The organism is Marinobacter panjinensis (assembly GCF_005298175.1).
Classification (GTDB): Bacteria; Pseudomonadota; Gammaproteobacteria; order Pseudomonadales; family Oleiphilaceae; genus Marinobacter; species Marinobacter panjinensis.
The window spans coordinates 1,935,465-1,952,242 of the sequence record NZ_SZYH01000001.1; the positions used below are offsets into that span (position 1 = coordinate 1,935,465).

The 16,778-nt window shown below is 57.7% G+C and carries 20 protein-coding genes; 13 read left to right on the top strand and 7 right to left on the bottom strand.

The window, feature by feature from the left end; translation table 11 throughout:
• Window positions 1–37 precede the first annotated feature (37 nt).
• Window positions 38–952 (bottom strand): transcriptional regulator FeaR, encoded by a 915-nt coding sequence (gene feaR / locus FDP08_RS08895; protein WP_137435612.1) that lies wholly within the window; start codon window positions 950–952, stop codon window positions 38–40.
• A gap of 308 nt (window positions 953–1,260) precedes the next feature.
• On the opposite strand from feaR, the gene FDP08_RS08900 reads away from it, so the two are divergent.
• Both FDP08_RS08900 and FDP08_RS08905 read left to right on the top strand, forming a co-directional pair.
• The gene (locus tag FDP08_RS08900; protein ID WP_137435613.1) at window positions 1,261–1,896 is read left to right on the top strand and encodes a cation diffusion facilitator family transporter; all 636 of its coding nucleotides are present in this window, start codon (window positions 1,261–1,263) and stop codon (window positions 1,894–1,896) included.
• Between the two features lie 120 nt (window positions 1,897–2,016).
• Entirely contained in the window at window positions 2,017–2,577 is a 561-nt protein-coding gene (locus tag FDP08_RS08905) for a ferritin-like domain-containing protein (protein ID WP_137435614.1), read from the top strand.
• A 51-nt stretch (window positions 2,578–2,628) separates the two neighbouring features.
• On the opposite strand, the gene FDP08_RS08910 is transcribed toward FDP08_RS08905, so the two are convergent.
• Entirely contained in the window at window positions 2,629–3,549 is a 921-nt protein-coding gene (locus FDP08_RS08910; protein WP_137435615.1) for an AEC family transporter, read from the bottom strand.
• A 194-nt stretch (window positions 3,550–3,743) separates the two neighbouring features.
• On the opposite strand from FDP08_RS08910, the gene FDP08_RS08915 reads away from it, so the two are divergent.
• The 6 genes from FDP08_RS08915 to FDP08_RS08940 are packed head-to-tail and all read left to right on the top strand — an operon-like array spanning window position 3,744 to window position 9,299.
• Window positions 3,744–4,193 (top strand): c-type cytochrome, encoded by a 450-nt coding sequence (locus FDP08_RS08915; RefSeq protein WP_137435616.1) that lies wholly within the window; start codon window positions 3,744–3,746, stop codon window positions 4,191–4,193.
• A 10-nt stretch (window positions 4,194–4,203) separates the two neighbouring features.
• Complete coding sequence (locus FDP08_RS08920) at window positions 4,204–5,619, top strand: cbb3-type cytochrome c oxidase subunit I (RefSeq protein ID WP_137435617.1); 1,416 nt, start codon at window positions 4,204–4,206, stop codon at window positions 5,617–5,619.
• 60 nt (window positions 5,620–5,679) lie between these two features.
• Window positions 5,680–6,636 (top strand): 4Fe-4S binding protein, encoded by a 957-nt coding sequence (locus FDP08_RS08925; protein ID WP_137435618.1) that lies wholly within the window; start codon window positions 5,680–5,682, stop codon window positions 6,634–6,636.
• Between the two features lie 9 nt (window positions 6,637–6,645).
• The gene (locus FDP08_RS08930) at window positions 6,646–8,469 is read left to right on the top strand and encodes a nitric oxide reductase activation protein NorD (protein WP_137435619.1); all 1,824 of its coding nucleotides are present in this window, start codon (window positions 6,646–6,648) and stop codon (window positions 8,467–8,469) included.
• A 5-nt stretch (window positions 8,470–8,474) separates the two neighbouring features.
• On the top strand, window positions 8,475–9,047 hold the full coding sequence (locus FDP08_RS08935) for a cytochrome c oxidase subunit 3 (RefSeq protein ID WP_137435620.1): 573 nt from the start codon (window positions 8,475–8,477) through the stop codon (window positions 9,045–9,047).
• A gap of 12 nt (window positions 9,048–9,059) precedes the next feature.
• The gene (locus tag FDP08_RS08940) at window positions 9,060–9,299 is read left to right on the top strand and encodes a cytochrome C oxidase subunit IV family protein (protein ID WP_137435621.1); all 240 of its coding nucleotides are present in this window, start codon (window positions 9,060–9,062) and stop codon (window positions 9,297–9,299) included.
• Window positions 9,300–9,333: 34 nt separating this feature from the next.
• Here FDP08_RS08940 and FDP08_RS08945 read toward each other — a convergent pair whose 3' ends face one another.
• From FDP08_RS08945 to FDP08_RS08965, 5 genes are read right to left on the bottom strand one after another with little or no spacing between them, the layout of a single operon-like run.
• Window positions 9,334–9,708: a hypothetical protein gene (locus FDP08_RS08945; RefSeq protein WP_137435622.1), complete on the bottom strand. Its 375-nt coding sequence runs from the start codon at window positions 9,706–9,708 to the stop codon at window positions 9,334–9,336.
• Window positions 9,674–10,462, bottom strand: a complete 789-nt coding sequence (locus tag FDP08_RS08950) for a CbbQ/NirQ/NorQ/GpvN family protein (RefSeq protein WP_137435623.1) — start codon at window positions 10,460–10,462, stop codon at window positions 9,674–9,676. Before FDP08_RS08950 ends, FDP08_RS08945 begins: the two co-directional genes overlap by 35 nt.
• Window positions 10,459–11,229 carry a PhnD/SsuA/transferrin family substrate-binding protein gene (locus tag FDP08_RS08955; protein WP_228263265.1) on the bottom strand — a complete coding sequence of 257 codons (771 nt, stop codon included), beginning with the start codon at window positions 11,227–11,229 and terminating at the stop codon, window positions 10,459–10,461. Before FDP08_RS08955 ends, FDP08_RS08950 begins: the two co-directional genes overlap by 4 nt.
• Window positions 11,213–12,397: a cytochrome D1 domain-containing protein gene (locus FDP08_RS08960; protein WP_282556805.1), complete on the bottom strand. Its 1,185-nt coding sequence runs from the start codon at window positions 12,395–12,397 to the stop codon at window positions 11,213–11,215. The genes FDP08_RS08955 and FDP08_RS08960 overlap by 17 nt, the downstream gene beginning before the upstream one ends.
• A gap of 59 nt (window positions 12,398–12,456) precedes the next feature.
• Entirely contained in the window at window positions 12,457–12,822 is a 366-nt protein-coding gene (locus FDP08_RS08965) for a c-type cytochrome (RefSeq protein WP_228263266.1), read from the bottom strand.
• Window positions 12,823–13,037: 215 nt separating this feature from the next.
• On the opposite strand from FDP08_RS08965, the gene FDP08_RS08970 reads away from it, so the two are divergent.
• The 5 genes from FDP08_RS08970 to ahbB (FDP08_RS08990) are packed head-to-tail and all read left to right on the top strand — an operon-like array spanning window position 13,038 to window position 16,767.
• The gene (locus tag FDP08_RS08970; protein ID WP_137435625.1) at window positions 13,038–14,777 is read left to right on the top strand and encodes a nitrite reductase; all 1,740 of its coding nucleotides are present in this window, start codon (window positions 13,038–13,040) and stop codon (window positions 14,775–14,777) included.
• Between the two features lie 27 nt (window positions 14,778–14,804).
• On the top strand, window positions 14,805–15,269 hold the full coding sequence (locus FDP08_RS08975; RefSeq protein ID WP_137435626.1) for an AsnC family transcriptional regulator: 465 nt from the start codon (window positions 14,805–14,807) through the stop codon (window positions 15,267–15,269).
• Entirely contained in the window at window positions 15,266–15,811 is a 546-nt protein-coding gene (ahbB, locus tag FDP08_RS08980) for a siroheme decarboxylase subunit beta (protein WP_170978997.1), read from the top strand. The genes FDP08_RS08975 and ahbB (FDP08_RS08980) overlap by 4 nt, the downstream gene beginning before the upstream one ends.
• The gene (locus FDP08_RS08985; RefSeq protein WP_228263267.1) at window positions 15,795–16,277 is read left to right on the top strand and encodes an Lrp/AsnC family transcriptional regulator; all 483 of its coding nucleotides are present in this window, start codon (window positions 15,795–15,797) and stop codon (window positions 16,275–16,277) included. The genes ahbB (FDP08_RS08980) and FDP08_RS08985 overlap by 17 nt, the downstream gene beginning before the upstream one ends.
• Complete coding sequence (ahbB, locus tag FDP08_RS08990) at window positions 16,252–16,767, top strand: siroheme decarboxylase subunit beta (RefSeq protein ID WP_137435627.1); 516 nt, start codon at window positions 16,252–16,254, stop codon at window positions 16,765–16,767. The genes FDP08_RS08985 and ahbB (FDP08_RS08990) overlap by 26 nt, the downstream gene beginning before the upstream one ends.
• Window positions 16,768–16,778 lie beyond the last annotated feature (11 nt).

The window sequence follows — 16,778 nt, forward strand, 5'->3', positions numbered from 1 at the left end:
GGAGTCTGACAGATGCAAAGCTCTGGCAGGCTCCATTTCAGAGAGCACAGTTTTTACAGTAGCCTGACGGGGTAACACCGAAGTACTGTTTGAACGCAGTCGAGAATGCGCTTGGACTGGCAAAGCCAAATCTGTACCCGACTTCCGTCAAATTCAGCTTGCCCTTCGATGTTTTCATATAATCGGCACACATCTCCATACGCCGGGTTTTGATGTATCCGGAAACCGTAAGGGAGCGAACGGCAAAGGCCCGATAAAGACTACGCACCGATGCGCCCGTCGCCGTCGCCACCATTCGTGCACTCAAATCAGGCTCGCCAATATTGTTCTGAATAAACGAGACAGCCTGCAGGAAAACCCGCTCGTTGGGGTTACTGTCCGCCAGACTTTTAATCACGGAAGGCTTGATCAGCATAATGAGCGAGTCAACGATAGCTGAGCCTTCCTCCTCGTCCAGGCTGTCATAATGTGCTGCCTCTGCAATCAATCGGTTGGCCACACTGGCAATATGACTGTGAGACGGAATCCGAACGCCGAGCTCTATACCTGACAGATTCAGGATACGCTCAATTACACTGCGGGGCAGGATCAAGGAAATTTGCTGGGATTCATGATCGTAGGTAAAACTGAAGGGTAACGCCGAATCCACCAGAACTATATCCCCTGTCTTGAGGATTGAACGGTTCCCCGCCTGCTCAACACGTGATGTCCCATGAAGCTGGAAAACACAAAAAAACTCCGGCGTCCCACAGCGACGTATCTCGCTCCGACCCCGAACAAGCTGAGCTCCCCGAATGGATACCCGCGACATATCTATGGCGCCACCGCCCATCTTGTGAATATCACCAGAAAACGTGCCTTCGAGGGGCTCAGCCGAAAAAGGACCGCAAATCTGATTAACATCACTGATCCAACGGTCAAATTCCGCCGCTGCGAAAGAGCTTCGAACCATGGCTAATCTACCGAAATTAGTTTTTATGATTGTGCGTTCAGAGATTGGCCAGTTTATTGGTATATGTCAAGCAGGCTTATAACGGGACATCAGGGGCTATCGCAATGATATACGATACACTGAAAACCCACATGTATATGGTTTTGAATCATCTTTTAAACAACCCAGAACGGGAGAAATTCCACATTCGTGTTCACGACGCTCATGTCCGGGCCTGCATGACTCACGCAAAAACTCCGTAGGCAATGGTTGACCCTGTAGTCGCTACAGGGTTTTTAATGATTGCCTAGATAATCCAGGAGGGAATCATGGCATGTAGCTGCTCCGCACCCGAACCAAAATCCCCCGCTCCGGGCTTCCGAAAAGCCTTGTGGATTGCGCTGTGGGTCAACCTGGCCATGTTCCTGGTAGAGGGCTACGCGAGTATGCAGTCCGGCTCTGTGTCTCTGCTTGCGGACGCTATCGACTTCTTCGGCGACAGCGCCAACTACCTGCTGTCCCTCTCCGTGCTTTCCATGGGCATGCTCTGGCGTGGCCGGGCTGCAATGGTGAAAGGCATAACCATGACGGTGTTCGGGCTCGCAGTGCTGGGCCGTGCCATCTGGGTAATGCAAAACGACATCACGCCGGAACCCCTGACCATGGGGGCTGTCGGCTTACTGGCTCTGGTGGCCAACATGGGCGTTGCCATCATGCTGTTCAAATTCCGTGAGGGCGACTCCGACATGCGATCAGTGTGGCTATGCAGCCGCAACGATGCTATCGGTAATGTGGCCGTGATGGTGGCCGCCCTGGGTGTCTTCGGCACTGGCACAGCCTGGCCGGACCTCATTGTCGCCGCCATTATGGGTAGCCTCGCAATCACCGCCGGCATCAGTGTCGTGCGCCATGCGCGCAGCGATATTGCCCAGGGAAAGGCCGCTGCAGCGGCTTATAACGGCTGAGCAGAGGCATCCGTACAGGCTTGCCGGCAACTTCTCAAAGTGCACCGCTACTGATCGAGTGCTAAGGTTATTTCGTAAAGATTGATAACGTTGCACGCCAACAGTCAAAAGGAGCCTTACATGAACACATCAAAGGATACCGCCGGCGGTAAGCAGCCGTTTCTGTCCGACATCAAGAACATCCGCGAACGCGCCCGCGCAAACATGCGTGACGGTGCAATCACCGACGGCTACAAGGCCGACCGGGAAACCGTGATCAAGATTCTCAACGAAGCGCTCGCTACCGAGATCGTCTGCGTGCTGCGCTATAAACACCACTACTACGCCGCTGACGGGCTGAACGCCGAAGCTGTCGCTCAGGAATTTCTCGAGCACGCACAGCAGGAACAGGAGCACGCCGATCAGATAGCCGAGCGTATTGCCCAACTGGGCGGCAAGCCGAATTTTTCACCAGATAGTCTGTCAACTCGCAGCCACTCGGAATACATCGAGGGTGATACGCTCAAGGAGATGATTGAAGAGGACCTGGTGGCGGAACGTATCGCCATTGACAGCTATCGCGAGATTATCCAGTACCTGGGCGACGACGACCCGACCACACGGCGATTAATGGAAGAGATTCTCGCGGTTGAGGAAGAGCACGCCGACGACATGGCCGGCCTGCTGCAGGATTACGATTGACCCGCCTAACTTCAAGCTTGATGTTTTCTGCACTGATTCCCTGACGCTTTGTCAGGGAATAACCAGCGCCACCATCACCGGAATAAAAGCGAGCGCAAACAGAGTACTTAGCAAGGCGGTACCTGCGGCCTGTTTCGGGGCGGTATCCAGCAGCGTGGCAATGACCACTGTATTGGCGGCAATCGGCGTTATGGAGATCAGGAAGATCGCCTGGTAGACGGCAAGGTTGTAGAAACCAAAGAAGCTGGCGTCCAGCCACCAGAATGCCATGGCCGCTATCGGCCAGGACACGAATTTGCCGAAAAAGGCCAGGCCGGTGAAGCGAAGATTGCCCGCCAGCCCGCGGAAACTGAGAATGCCCATGCCAATAATCATCATGCCCAAAATGCTGTAAGCCCCGCGCAGGTTGTCGAACAGGGGCGTGAACACATCGGGGATGGAGAAGCCGGAAAGGTTCAGCATTACCGCCAGAACGAACGCGTATACCGACGGCAGCCGCGCCACGCGCACCAGGGCATCTTTCAGGCTGTAACGCCCCCTGGCCGCCAGGTAAAAGCCGACGGAATTCTCGAACAGCGTTGTCCCCAGCATGCACACAATATAGAGCGCCAGCCCTTCCTGGCCGAATAACAACAGGGCTACCGGTATGCCGAAGTACCCCGTATTACCGGTTCCTACCGACAGTGGAATGAGACTGGCACTGTCGTCAGTGATTATCCGTTTGGCAACCACCAGATGCACAAAGCCGAGGACGCAACACATGGTGAATGTCAGAAACGGCAGCAGGATCACTTCCGCTGACAGAGGCGCTGCCATGACGCCGGCAAACACCACCGATGGCGTCATGATGTAAAGCATGATGCCGGCAATATGCTTGCCGCTCGCTTCCAGATACCGGCCTGCAATCCAGCCGAGAGTCACCGTTACATAGAGCGGAATCAGCTTCAGAAAAAGAGCAAACGCAGCGGCCATCAGCACTCCATGTGGACAGCATTTTTAGGGACAGACAGGATGCGAAGTCTATCACCTACCCCTCCAGAGGTAACTCCCCAGCGCAATGGTGAAATCTCCCGAGATGCTTGACAATGATCAACAGCATTAGGGATGCATCTTTATATCCTAGTGGGGCAGTCAGGTATTTCATAAAAGACCAAGGAGAGAGACCCATGGCCGAGCGCTTTACCAAAAGCATGGCCAGGAACATATATCTGGGAGGAAGTGCATTCTTCATCCTGTTGTTTCTGGCACTGACTTTGGACACACAGGTGCGGGCAATGCCCGAGCGGGATAACCGCGACCAACTCACCGATCAGGTGGTTCGTGGCAAACACGTCTGGGAGAACAACAACTGTGTCGGTTGTCATTCCCTGATGGGTGAAGGTGCGTACTTCGCGCCGGAACTTGCCAATGTATTCGACCGCCGCGGCGGTGGTAACAGCGAAGTCTTCAAGGCATACATGAATGCCTGGATGAACTCCATGCCCACCAATGTGCCCGGCCGCCGGCAAATGCCGAATTTCAATCTGACCGAACAGGAAATCGAAGACCTCTCCGCCTTCCTGGAATGGACCTCAAAGATTGACGACAACGACTGGCCACCCAACATCGAAGGCTGAGGGAACGGATATGAAATACGAATCTCAAAGGGTGGCAATGCCCTACTTCATCTTTGCCCTGGTTCTGTTTGCGGGGCAGATTCTGTTCGGCCTGATCCTGGGGCTCCAGTACGTGGTGGGTGACTTCCTGTTCCCGGAAATCCCCTTCAACGTGGCGCGGATGGTTCACACCAACCTGCTGATTGTCTGGCTGCTGTTCGGCTTTATGGGGGCAACCTACTACATGGTCCCGGAAGAGGCGCAAACCGAGCTGCACAGCCCGCTGCTTGCGTGGATCCTGTTCTGGGTTTTCGCCGTTGCCGGCACCCTGACCATTCTTGGCTACCTGTTCGTGGACTACGCCACCCTGGCCGATATCACCATGAACAAGCTGCTGCCAACGATGGGGCGGGAGTTTCTTGAGCAACCCACCATCACCAAGATAGGCATTGCACTGGTGGTCGTCGGGTTCCTCTATAACATCATGATGACCGCCCTGAAGGGCCGCAAAACCGTCGTCAATATTGTGCTGATTACCGGCCTCATCGGCCTGGCGGTACTGTGGATGTTTTCCTTCTACAACCCGGGCAACCTGACCCAAGACAAGTACTTCTGGTGGTTCGTGGTGCATCTGTGGGTTGAGGGTGTATGGGAACTGATCATGGGCGCCATCCTGGCCTATGTTCTGATCAAGCTGACCGGTGTTGACCGGGAGGTCATCGAGAAATGGCTGTACGTGATCATCGCCATGGCGCTGATCACCGGCATCATCGGTACCGGGCACCACTTCTTCTGGATCGGCCCCCCTGAATACTGGTTGTGGCTGGGCTCCGTGTTCTCTGCCCTTGAGCCGCTGCCGTTCTTCATGATGGTGATCTTTGCCTTCAACATGATTAACCGGCGGCGCCGCAACCATCCCAACAAGGCTGCCATGTTGTGGGCCATGGGTACCGCAGTGATGGCCTTCCTGGGTGCCGGAGTATGGGGCTTCCTGCACACCCTCGCTCCGGTGAACTACTACACCCACGGCAGCCAGATTACCGCAGCCCACGGCCACATGGCCTTCTACGGGGCTTACGTAATGATCGTGCTGACCATCATCTCCTACGCTGTACCGATCATGCGTGGCCGGCCATACGGCAACAGCAATACGGCGCAGGTTGTCGAGATGTGGGGCTTCTGGCTGATGACCATCTCCATGGTGTTTATCACGCTGTTCCTGACCGGTGCCGGTGTATTGCAGGTCTGGCTGCAGCGGCTTCCGGAAAGTGGTGAGGCACTGTCGTTCATGGCAACCCAGGACAACATTGCCCTGTTCTACTGGGCGCGCCTGGTCGCTGGCTGTTTCTTCATGGCGGGCCTGGTGGTGTACTTCGGCAGCTTCTTCATCCAGGGACAAGCGTCCCCGGCTGAAGAGGTCCGTGGGCCTGCCACCCAGGACGCATAGTAACCGCAGGCCGGGGCCCATCGCTCCGGCCTGCCTACCCCCACCCAACGGACATTTACCGTGCATGAGCAGACACTCCCGAACAAGGACACTCTCCAGAAGAAACGGTTGCTGACACGCACCGCTTTCTTCGGGCTGTTTCTGCTTGCGCCGGTGCTCAATATTTTCCGATACGATCTTACGGAAACCCACTTCATACTTTTCGGGTTTCCCCTTTCATTCAATCTCGAGCTGGCCTGGGTCAGCCAGAGTTCACCGGCCGAAGTGGCCGGGCAGATCCTGTTCTGGTTCATACTCCCCATTACACTCCTGGTTCCGCTGGCACTCTGGATCGCCTGGAAGTGGGGACGGATTTATTGCGGTTGGCTTTGTCCGCACTTTTCGGTTGTAGAAACCATCAATCATTTGATGACCCGGATTACCGGCCGCCCCACATTGTATGAGGCACTGAAAAAGGGCCGGAGGGGAAAGGCACTGCACTGGGCTGGCCTGACACTGGTATGCGCACTGATCGGCTTCTCCTGGGCGCTGGCCATGCTGTCTTACCTGTTACCACCAATCCCTTTATATACGGATCTGGTTACTGGCAACCTGGCGCTTTACCCGGCCATTTTCCTGGCCGTGGCCACGTCACTGTTCACCCTTGATTTCCTGTTCGCCCGGCATCTGTTCTGCAAATACGGCTGCGCCTTCGGGGTGGTCCAGAGCATCGCCTGGATGACCAACGGCAAAGGCAAGGTTGTCACTTTTGATACTGAACGGGCTGCTGCCTGCCGCGACTGTACCAAAGCCTGCGACGAAGCCTGCCCGATGCGGCTACCTACACGAAGCCACAAGCGGGCAAAGTTCACCTGCACCCAGTGCCTGCAGTGTGTCAGCGCCTGTCGCGAGGTGCAGAAAAACAACCCGGAAGGTTCCCTGTTGAGCTGGGAGCCCGGTGAGCCGGGCAAACAGACCGTTCTGATTCCGGTTCGCCAGGTTGATCCACCTCCACGCCAGCAAAGCGCCAGATCCTGAGGAGTTGAAATGGAAGAGTGGGTAGGCTTCAAATGGCATGAGTACATTACCCGGCAAGCCATGGGCGAGTTCCCGGAGCACGCGGTGCATCTGAAAGATGAAGCACGAACCCTGGGTGTACTGTTCCGGGCTCTGGGAGGGGACCCGGCGCTCAGCCTGGTCACCGCCGAACCGCGACATTTCCGTACCCGCCGCCGATTTTTGCAGAAGCTGGCGGGCACGCACAAAAAGTTTGAACTAGCCTGGCGTGATGAACAGAGTCTTCGACTGCCAGAGCGCCTGGCCCTGTTTCCCTCGAAAAAAGTTAACCGTGACCTGTACCTCTGGCTGGCGGCGCTGGCTTCTCTTGGTGAGCTCACCGATTCCGACTGGCTGACCGGCAACCAGGCCATGGTCCAGACCCTGCTGGCCAAATGGCCGGGGCTGGAACCGGTTTACCAGCGGTTGGTGCGCCACACCCTGCAATGGCGCCCAACCCCTGACTCCCTGCCAGCGGCCGAAGGTCACCGCGAAGAGGCCATTCGCCGGGCACTGATCGATCCTGGCAGCGTAGAAACCCTGCCCCGGGCGGAGTCCGATCCCTGGCCGGTTATCATCTGGCTTTATCCCACCCTTGCGCTTGGCAAGGTCACCGGCCAGATCATTGGTGACGATAACCTGACGTCGACGCCGGGAGGCTTGGCTAAAAAACGCAAGCGCCGGCGCGCAGAACGAGTGGATGCCTTCGATAAGGACCAGGGCCTGATGCTGTTTCGCCTGGAAAGCCTGTTCTCCTGGAGCGAGTTTATTCCCGTAGACCGTGCCAGCGACGATACCAAAGAGGACGATGCCGACGCCGTGGCCGATGACATGGACATGATTTCTGTCTCCAAAGACCGCCGGGAGGCGTCCTCCGCCATCAAGTTTGATCTGGACCTGCCCTCTGAAGAAAACGACGACCTGCACCTGGGGCCCGGAATCCATCTGCCGGAATGGGACTGGCGCAGCCAGAGCTACCGGGAAAACTTCTGTTGCCTGCAGCCCATGCTGAGCAAGGAATCAATTCCGACCAGGCTGCCTGACCACCTGTCGCAATCTGCCACAAGGCTGCGCCGTCAGTTCAGTGCCCTGAAACCACTCCGGCAATGGGAACGCCGGCAAACCGAAGGCGAAGAACTGGACATGGACGCCTGCATGGAACGGGAGGTCCAACACCGCCGTGGCACCGGGGTCATCGACCAGAAGCTGTTTCGCCGCTGCAAACAGAACCAGCGGGATTTGGCATGCCTGATCCTGGCGGACATCTCGATGTCCACGGATACGTTCATCAACAACAGCCAGCGGGTCATCGACATTGCCCGGGACGGTTTGCAACTGCTCAGCGAGGCCCTGCAGGCAAGCAGGGACCCGTTTGCGATTTTCGCCTTCTCGTCACGCCGCCGGGACCACGTGCGCTTCCATCACATCAAGGCGTTCGACGAGCCCTACAATGACATCAGCCGCGGCCGCATCCAGGCACTGGAACCCGGTTACTACACCCGCATGGGCGCCGCCATCCGGCAGGCCACCCGATTGCTTCAGGGCCGCCACGAACATCAGAAAATCCTGCTCCTGCTCACCGATGGCAAACCCAATGACCTGGACCTGTACGAGGGCCGGTACGGCGTGGAAGACACCCGAATGGCCGTCCAGGAAGCCCACAAAGCAGGTCTGACCCCCTTCTGCGTCACCATTGACGACGACGCCAACGAATACCTGCCTTATGTCTTTGGCAGCAACCATTTCGTGGTCATCAAGGACCCGGTGCAGTTGCCACTACAGCTGCCAAAACTCTACATGAACCTGACCCGCTGAACCCCATGCAGACTTCCGACCCGACAACCCGTCACCTGCCCGGCGACCTCGCTGTCTGGTTTTTCATCTTCGCGGAACTGGCGGTATTCGGCATCCTGTTCATCGGCTTCGGTGTCGCCCGCAGCCTCGACCCGGAAACCTTCAGCGCCGGCCGACAGGTACTGCATCCCTGGACCGGCCTGGTCAACACCATCGGCCTGATCACCGCCAGCTACCTGGTAGCCGTCGCCGTCCACCGCCTGCGCCACCGCCAGCCGGGCATCACCCTGTTACTCTGGGGCGCCATCGCAGCCTCCTGCATCTACACCTTCGGCAAACTCTGGGAATACGCAGACCTCTACGGCAACGGCTACAACCTGGGTACCGACACCTTCTTCATGTTCTATTTCTTCCTCACCTTCTTTCACTTCATGCACGTGATACTGGGCCAGATTATCCTGGTGGTGCTGGCAGTGAAGGTTAAGCGGGGCGACTACGACGGGGACGACATGAACGGCATGGAGTCCGGTGCTTCCTACTGGCACATGGTGGACCTGGTGTGGCTGGTGTTATTTCCGATGCTGTATGTGCTGGCGTAAGGAGGAGAGCAAATGCTAGCGGTCTACATTGCCCTGATGGTTTGCACAATGACGCCGGTGATTGCCTTGCAGGCAGGCGCCGACACTTCCGTTCTGGTGTGGCTGGTGTTTGCACTGGTCATCGTGAAAGCGGTTCTGCTGGTCGATCATTTCATGGAAATGCGCAAGGCACCCGCGGGCTGGCGCTTCGCTGCTCAGGCATGGGCACCGGTTGTGGTTGCAGGATTGGCGGTCTTTCACTGGTTAAGCTGAACGCTTTGGGCAACCAACAATCAGACCCCTGCTGTTATCGGTATTTCCTGGGAAAATAAGGAGGCTTGTCCCCAATAGCCTGAGCCAGAGCGATCATCCCCCACAGCACAAACGACGTGTGCAGAACGATGGCCCAGACAATGGCGCCAGACCAGAAGTTGCCGGTGTTACCAAACAGCAGCCAGAACACCCCTACACCGCTGAAAATCAGTACTGCACCAATGATCGACATATAAAATGCTGCCCGTACGTGGGCCCTTCGTATGGTTGATGCCTGCTCAGAATTCATAAACAGCCACAACAGTACCGCGAATCCGATCACCGGCAGGGCCAGCAGGTTCAACAGGTACCAGACAACAGGGACGACTGCCCCACTACTGGCCTTCGTCTGACTTCCCGAATACGGCATAAACCACCTCCATGAGTGCGCTGACTGTTGCTTCGTCGTCCGACAATGGCTCTATCATCCCCGCCCGACAGGCTTCCGTGATGGGCACGCCGGCCCTGATCAGATGGGCAGTGTGAATCAGCAGCCGTGTCGAGGCTGCCTCTTCCAGATCGTGATCCTTGAGGTTACGAACTGACCGGGCCAGATTCACCAGCTGCTCTGCCAACTCCCGATCGCAACCGGACTCCTCGATCACAATGGTCTGTTCAGTCCCGGCGTCCGGGTAATCAAAACTCATTGATACAAAGCGCTGCCGGGTGCTGGGTTTCATCCCTTTCAGCAGGCTCTGGTAACCGGGGTTGTAGGACACCACGAGCATGAACCCGGGTGCCGCTTTCAGCACCTCGCCAGTGCGCTCGATCGGCAGTTCCCGACGGTCATCCGCCAGGGGGTGCAGGACAACTGTAGTGTCCTTGCGGGCCTCCACCACTTCATCAAGGTAGCAGATGCCACCTTCGCGCACCGCCCGGGTCAGGGGCCCGTCCTGCCAGTAAGTGCCGTCGGGGCCGATCAGGTGTCGGCCCACCAGATCGGCGGCAGTCAGGTCATCGTGGCAGGCAACGGTATACACCGGCCGCCCGAGCTTTTCCGCCATGAACCGGACGAAGCGGGTCTTGCCGCAGCCGGTTGGCCCCTTGATGAGCACAGGCAATCCGTTATTTGCCGCGGCTTGAAAGAGCTCTATTTCATTGCCTGCAGCTTGGTAAAACGTCATTGGGTTATATCCTTTGAAGTCTGACGGTCGGGTAAGGCAAAGCCGTATACCCATTCTGGGAAGATCGCGAATCTTTGCCGATCATCTGCCCGTTTTAATGTGGTCAATGCCTGCTCACAGGCCTCTACAGTGTGGTTCCAACCGGCCTGCCGGTACCAGCCCGCCGCCATTGCCGGCTCCCCGGACCAGCTCACAACAAGGCTGTTCCTGGTCAGGAAGGGCTCCACGAACCCGAGCTCCGAAACGGCAGCGTAGGTATTGTTATGGAGCAACAACCCCAGCGCCGAACTGTAGTCACCGGCTTCGTATAACTGCTCGGGCTTGGGCACGATGCCTTGTTTCTTTAGCGCCACCAGCGGCAGGCTTGCGCCCAGGGGATCGCGGCCGGCAACTGTGGCAAGGTCACGCCCCTGTAGTTCACTGAGATTCCTCACGCCGGCTGTCCTGCGGGTGACCCAGACCGCAACCGGAAGCTTGCCATTCCGGTTCACCGCCTCCAGTACCGGGGCTGGCTCAGCATCTCCGGGAATGCCCGGCAAGAAAGCCAGTGCAAGGTCCGGCGCTGAGGCTCCCACCCGGATATCGGCTTCGCAGCCCTGGGTGCGCAGATACTCCGTCAACCGGTAGCGCGATACCGTCGCAGCACCTGAGGCAGTCTCAATCCCGATCGGAATCCGCGCGTTTTCAGCGCCGGCATGGGCGACAAACAACAACCCGGCCATCGCGATGCCCGGCAATGCCCTCCGCGATTCAAAGACCAAGTGCATGGGCCCGGCTGGTGAAAAAGATGCCACTGGGTTTTTCGGCACTGAGCGTTGCGACCGGCTCGAGAGTGCGGGTGTTGTACACGGTCACCCGGTTGCTGTCCCTCGCTGACACCCACACTTCTTCGCCCCGGGGAGTAAACTCCATGTGCAGAACCGCCTCACCGGGTTCCAGGGTGCGGACAATTTCCCGGGTTTGAGAATCAATCACCTGTACCACATCGTTGTCCGGATGGGCAAAGCTCACCCAGATCCGGCGATTGTCCGGGCTGGCCATCACAAACACCGGCTGGCCCTGGACCGGGATTCGATCGACCAGTGACCAGTCCGTCATATCGGCCACCAGCACCTGATGGTGGCCCACCGCCGGGACAAAGGCCCGTCCGTCGGCGATGGCCCAGCCTTCCAGATGGGGCATCTTGTACACCGGCAGCTTCTGCTCACCCTTGCCATAACCCGGCAGAATTTCTGTCACACCCTGCCCCGGGTTCCACATATCCAGCATCGACAAGCCATCTTCGCCAAACAGGCCCGCAATGTAGTAGCGACCATCCGGGGTGATCAAGGCATCATAAGGCGATTCGCCTGCCTCGAAACGGGTGATTTCAGCGGATTTGTCACTCATGTCGAGGGTCCAGATTTCTCCCGCCTCAAACAGGCTGAACACAAACAGGTTCCCTGGCGCGTCCACCAGCCCGACGGTTTTCGATTGGCCGGTCTCACCGTGCCCGCTGGTGTATGTAGCAGGTACATCTGCCACCAGCTCCAAGGTCTGGCTGTCAAACACTTTCACGCCACCCGGTTCGTAGTTGGACACCGCCACATAGCGACCATCCTGTGAAATCGCACCGCCGATACTATTACCGGACTGGATAACCCGGTCGACAATGGATTGGCTCAACAGGTCCACCTTTGTGAGGCCACCGTCCCGACCAAACACGTACCCGTAGCGGGCATCCCTGGAATAGACCACGGATGCATGGGACAGATCCCCCAGGCCCTCAATACGACCCAGCACTTCATGTCGGGATGTATTGATGACCAGCACCGAGCCAGTCGCCCGCTCAACGATCAGCCCCAGATCACCGGTACCCATAATGTCGGGGCGGGAATCTGGCCCTGAGAGTGCCTGGCAACCGCTCAGGCCAAAGACCAGAAACAATGCCAACATCAATTTGCCGGGCGCGTTGAACTTTAGCTCCATGATTGATCATTCCTCCAGATTGGCCCTCAGGGCGAAACCAGCGCACCGGATTTCAGCTGCTCGCTGATCCAGTGAATCTCTTCAGGGGATAACAGCGGTTTCCAGGGCGGCATAGCGGAACCCGGGACTCCCTCGCTGACAATGGCATCAATTGCCTCCACTGGCAGGTGCCCGAGATTTTCCGGTCGCAGTGGCGGGCCGAGCCCACCACGGAGGGTCAACCCATGGCAGGAACCACAATCCTGGATCACCAGGTTTGCCAGCCGGGCCTGCTCAGGCGGTGGATTGCCGTCGTCACTGCCAAGCAGCATCGCAGGTGCAAGAAACAGCCCGGCACAGAACATGCTGGTAAACCGATTTCGCCTCTGACCTGCCAACCAGACTCTGTTCAATCCCTGCGTCCTCCCTTGTATTACCAGCATCCTGACGACCGTGCCAGGCGCCAACCTTGATATTGGTTAAAACAACGAACCAATGCCAGAACTCTTTGGGCATACCCCCCTGTGGGTAAACGCTGGACAAAAACCAGACATCTGACATTAATCAATGTTCATCAAGGTAAAGAAGAGAAACCTAGAGGGACTCTTAAATCCAAGGAGAGAACCTGATGAGAGTAAAGCACACAATTTTGACCCCACTGGCTCTGGCCGTTGCCGTCGCGTCGTTTGGCGCCCTGGCAGCCAGCGATGAAGCCAACGACAAAACCAAACACCCCGATGACCCGTCCGCAGCTGCTTATGAAGGCTCACCCAGCGCGGTCGATCCCGGGTCCGCCCAGGTTGTCCGGACCCCTGGCGCACCTGATCTTACCGACGCAGAGTTCGAAAAAGCCAAGCAGATCTACTTCGAACGCTGTGCCGGCTGTCATGGCGTGCTGCGCAAGGGCGCCACGGGAAAACCACTGACCCCCGACATCACCCAGGAACGGGGTCTCGACTACCTCAAGGTGTTTATCAGTTATGGCTCACCGGCAGGCATGCCGAACTGGCTGACCTCCGGTGACTTTACCGAGGAAGAGGTCGAGCTGATGGCCAAGTACATCATGCACGAACCCCCCCAGCCTCCGGAATTCGGCCTTGAAGACATGAAGGCCACCTGGGAAGTGGTTATCCCACCGGAAGACCGTCCCACCAAGCAGATGAACGACCTGAACCTGAAGAACCTGTTCAGTGTCACGCTGCGGGACGCCGGCCAGGTTGCGCTGATTGATGGGGATACCCATGAGATTGCCCACATTATCGACACCGGCTACGCGGTCCATATATCCCGCATGTCGGCTTCCGGGCGCTATGTCTTCGTTATCGGCCGTGATGCCCTGGTCAACATGATTGACTTGTGGATGGAAGAGCCCAACACCGTGGCGAAGATCAAGGTTGGTATGGAAGCCCGCTCGGTGGAAACGTCCAAGTACAAGGGCTGGGAAGACAAGCTCGCGATTGCAGGCACCTACTGGCCACCACAGTTCGTAATCATGGACGGAAAGACCCTGGAGCCGAAGAAAATCGTTGGCACCCGCGGCATGACAGTGGACACACAGGAATACCACCCGGAGCCAAGGGTCGCCGCCATTGTGGCCTCTCACAAGCATCCGGAGTTCATCGTCAACGTGAAAGAAACCGGCAAGATCATGCTGGTGAACTATGAGGATCTGGAAAACCTCTCCATCACCAACATCGATGCTGCCCGCTTCCTGCACGATGGTGGCTGGGACAGCAGCATGCGGTACTTCCTCACCGCCGCCAACCAGTCCGACAAGATCGCTGTGGTTGACTCCCAGGACCGCAACCTCGAAGCCATGGTAGACGTGGGCAAGATTCCCCACCCTGGCCGCGGTGCCAACTTCGTGGATCCGGAGCACGGCCCGGTCTGGGCAACCAGTCACCTCGGCGACCCGACTATCCAGATGATTGGCACGGATCCCGAAGGCCACCCGGACAAGGCCTGGAAAGTCGTCAGAACCCTGGACGGTCAGGGCGGCGGTTCGCTGTTCATCAAGACCCATCCGAAATCCTCCAACCTCTGGGTTGATACCGCCCTGAACCCTGCCGAGGCGATCAGCCAGAGCGTTGCGGTATTCGACATCAACAATCTGGAAGCCGGTTATGACGTCCTCCCGATTGCGGAATGGGCGGATCTTGGTGAAGGACCGAAGCGGGTCGTACAACCGGAGTATAACGTCGAAGGCGACGAAGTCTGGTTCTCGGTGTGGAATGCCCAGGACAAGAAATCGGCCCTGGTGATTGTCGATGACAAAACCCGCGAGCTGAAGAAGGTAATCACCGACGAACGGCTGGTGACACCGACCGGCAAGTTCAACGTCTACAACACCCAGCACGACGTGTACTGATCGGTTCCGGCCCGGAGGAGAGCACTGATGAGACTGGATACCACTGACAGACAACTGATCAACCTTTTCCAGCGGGAACTTCCTGTCTGTGAGAGGCCCTACGAGGCAATGTCCCGGCAATTGGGCATCGCTGAAGAGGAGGTCATTGAACGACTGCAGTTGCTCCAGGACAGCCATGTTCTCAGCCGGGTCGGGCCGGTTTTCGAACACAGCCGGGCGGGCGCGAGCCTGCTGGCTGCCGTGGCGGCACCAGACGAACAGCTGGATATCGTTGCCGCCCGGGTTAACCGTGCTCCGGGGGTGAACCACAATTACGCCCGTGAGCACACCTACAATCTCTGGTTTGTCATGACCGCGCCTGATGAAGACACTCTGGAAGAGCGACTCGACGAACTGGAACACCAGCTCAGACTACCCATGCTCCGGCTACCCATGGTGGAGGCCCACCACATCGACCTGGGCTTCGATATCGACTGGGAGGCGCTGCCATGACGGCTTCTCCGTCACCGGAATATCTGACCGTGGTGCCGGAAGTTGCCGGTGTCGGACCTGTCAGTGCGTGGGGCTTACTACGACTCAGACAACAGCTGGAGCGTGGCCTTCCGCTTACGCCACGCCCGTACCAGGCGCTGGCGGAATTGACCGGTCTGTCCGAGCAGGAAGTGATGGCAGCAATCAGGCAGTGGCAGGACCAGGGGCTCATCAAACGATTCGGGCTGGTGGTCCGGCACCGGACGCTTGGTTATACCGCCAACGCCATGGTTGTCTGGGATATCCCGGACGATCAGGTACAAAACCTGGGCCGGACTCTGGCCCGCGCGCCCTTCGTCACCCTCTGCTATCAGCGCCCGCGGAGGCTCCCGGACTGGCCCTACAATCTGTTCTGCATGATTCACGGCGTTGATCGGCAACGGGTTCTGAGCCAGCTGGCAACGCTGATCGCCGATCAGGGGCTGGAGCAGACGCCCCATGCCGTGCTGTTCAGTACCAAAGCCTACCGGCAACGGGGAGGCTGTTATGTCAGCCATGACTGAGTGCCCCGAGACAACTGGCGAATTTACCGAGGTGGAGCGGACAGTCATTAACCGATTGCAGACGGGGCTGCCCCTGGTGCACTTGCCCTACAAAGCGGTAGCCGACGAGCTGGGCATCTCCGAGCAGGTGCTTCTTCACACCCTCCAGAACCTCTTGGACCGTCGCATTCTCACGCGCTTCGGCCCCATGTTTCACGCCGGCGAAATGGGTGGCGGTCTGACCCTGGCCGCAATGCGCATTCCCGAACAGGACTTTGAAAACGTCACCGCAAAGGTTAACGAGTTCGATGAGGTAGCCCACAACTACCGCAGGGAACATGAACTGAACATGTGGTTTGTAGTGGCAACGGAAGCCCCGGATGACATAGCCCGGGTTATTGCCGGGATCGAATCCTCGACAGGCTACCCCGTTTACAACATGCCCAAGGAGGAGGAGTTCCATGTCCATCTCCACTTCCCGGTCTGACGAGAATTACAGGCTTTGCGCGCTTGACCGGAAACTGATCCTGGCCACCCAGAGCGGTTTGCCCCTGGTACCGGATCCCTGGGGCGCCCTGGGCAAGGAACTGGAGTTGCCGGCAGACGAAGTTCTGGCCCGTTTTCAACGAATGCAGGATGCCGGCGTTATCCGCCGGGTGGCGGCCGTGCCCGATCATTACCGCCTGGGTTATCGCTTCAATGGCATGACGGTCTGGGATGTCCGCGACGACGCCATCACCGACATGGGCCGGCAGGTGGGTGAACTGCCCTTTGTCAGCCACTGCTACCGACGGCCGCGGCACCTGCCCTACTGGAACTACAACCTGTTCGCGATGGTTCACGGCACCAGCCGTGAAGAAGTAGAAGACAAGGCTTCGCAGATTCACGACTTGCTCGGAGACACCTGCGAAGGCCACACCATTCTTTACAGCTCGGCCATCCTGAAAAAAACCGGTCTGCGGCTGCGGAAATCATGAGAGAGGAAGCA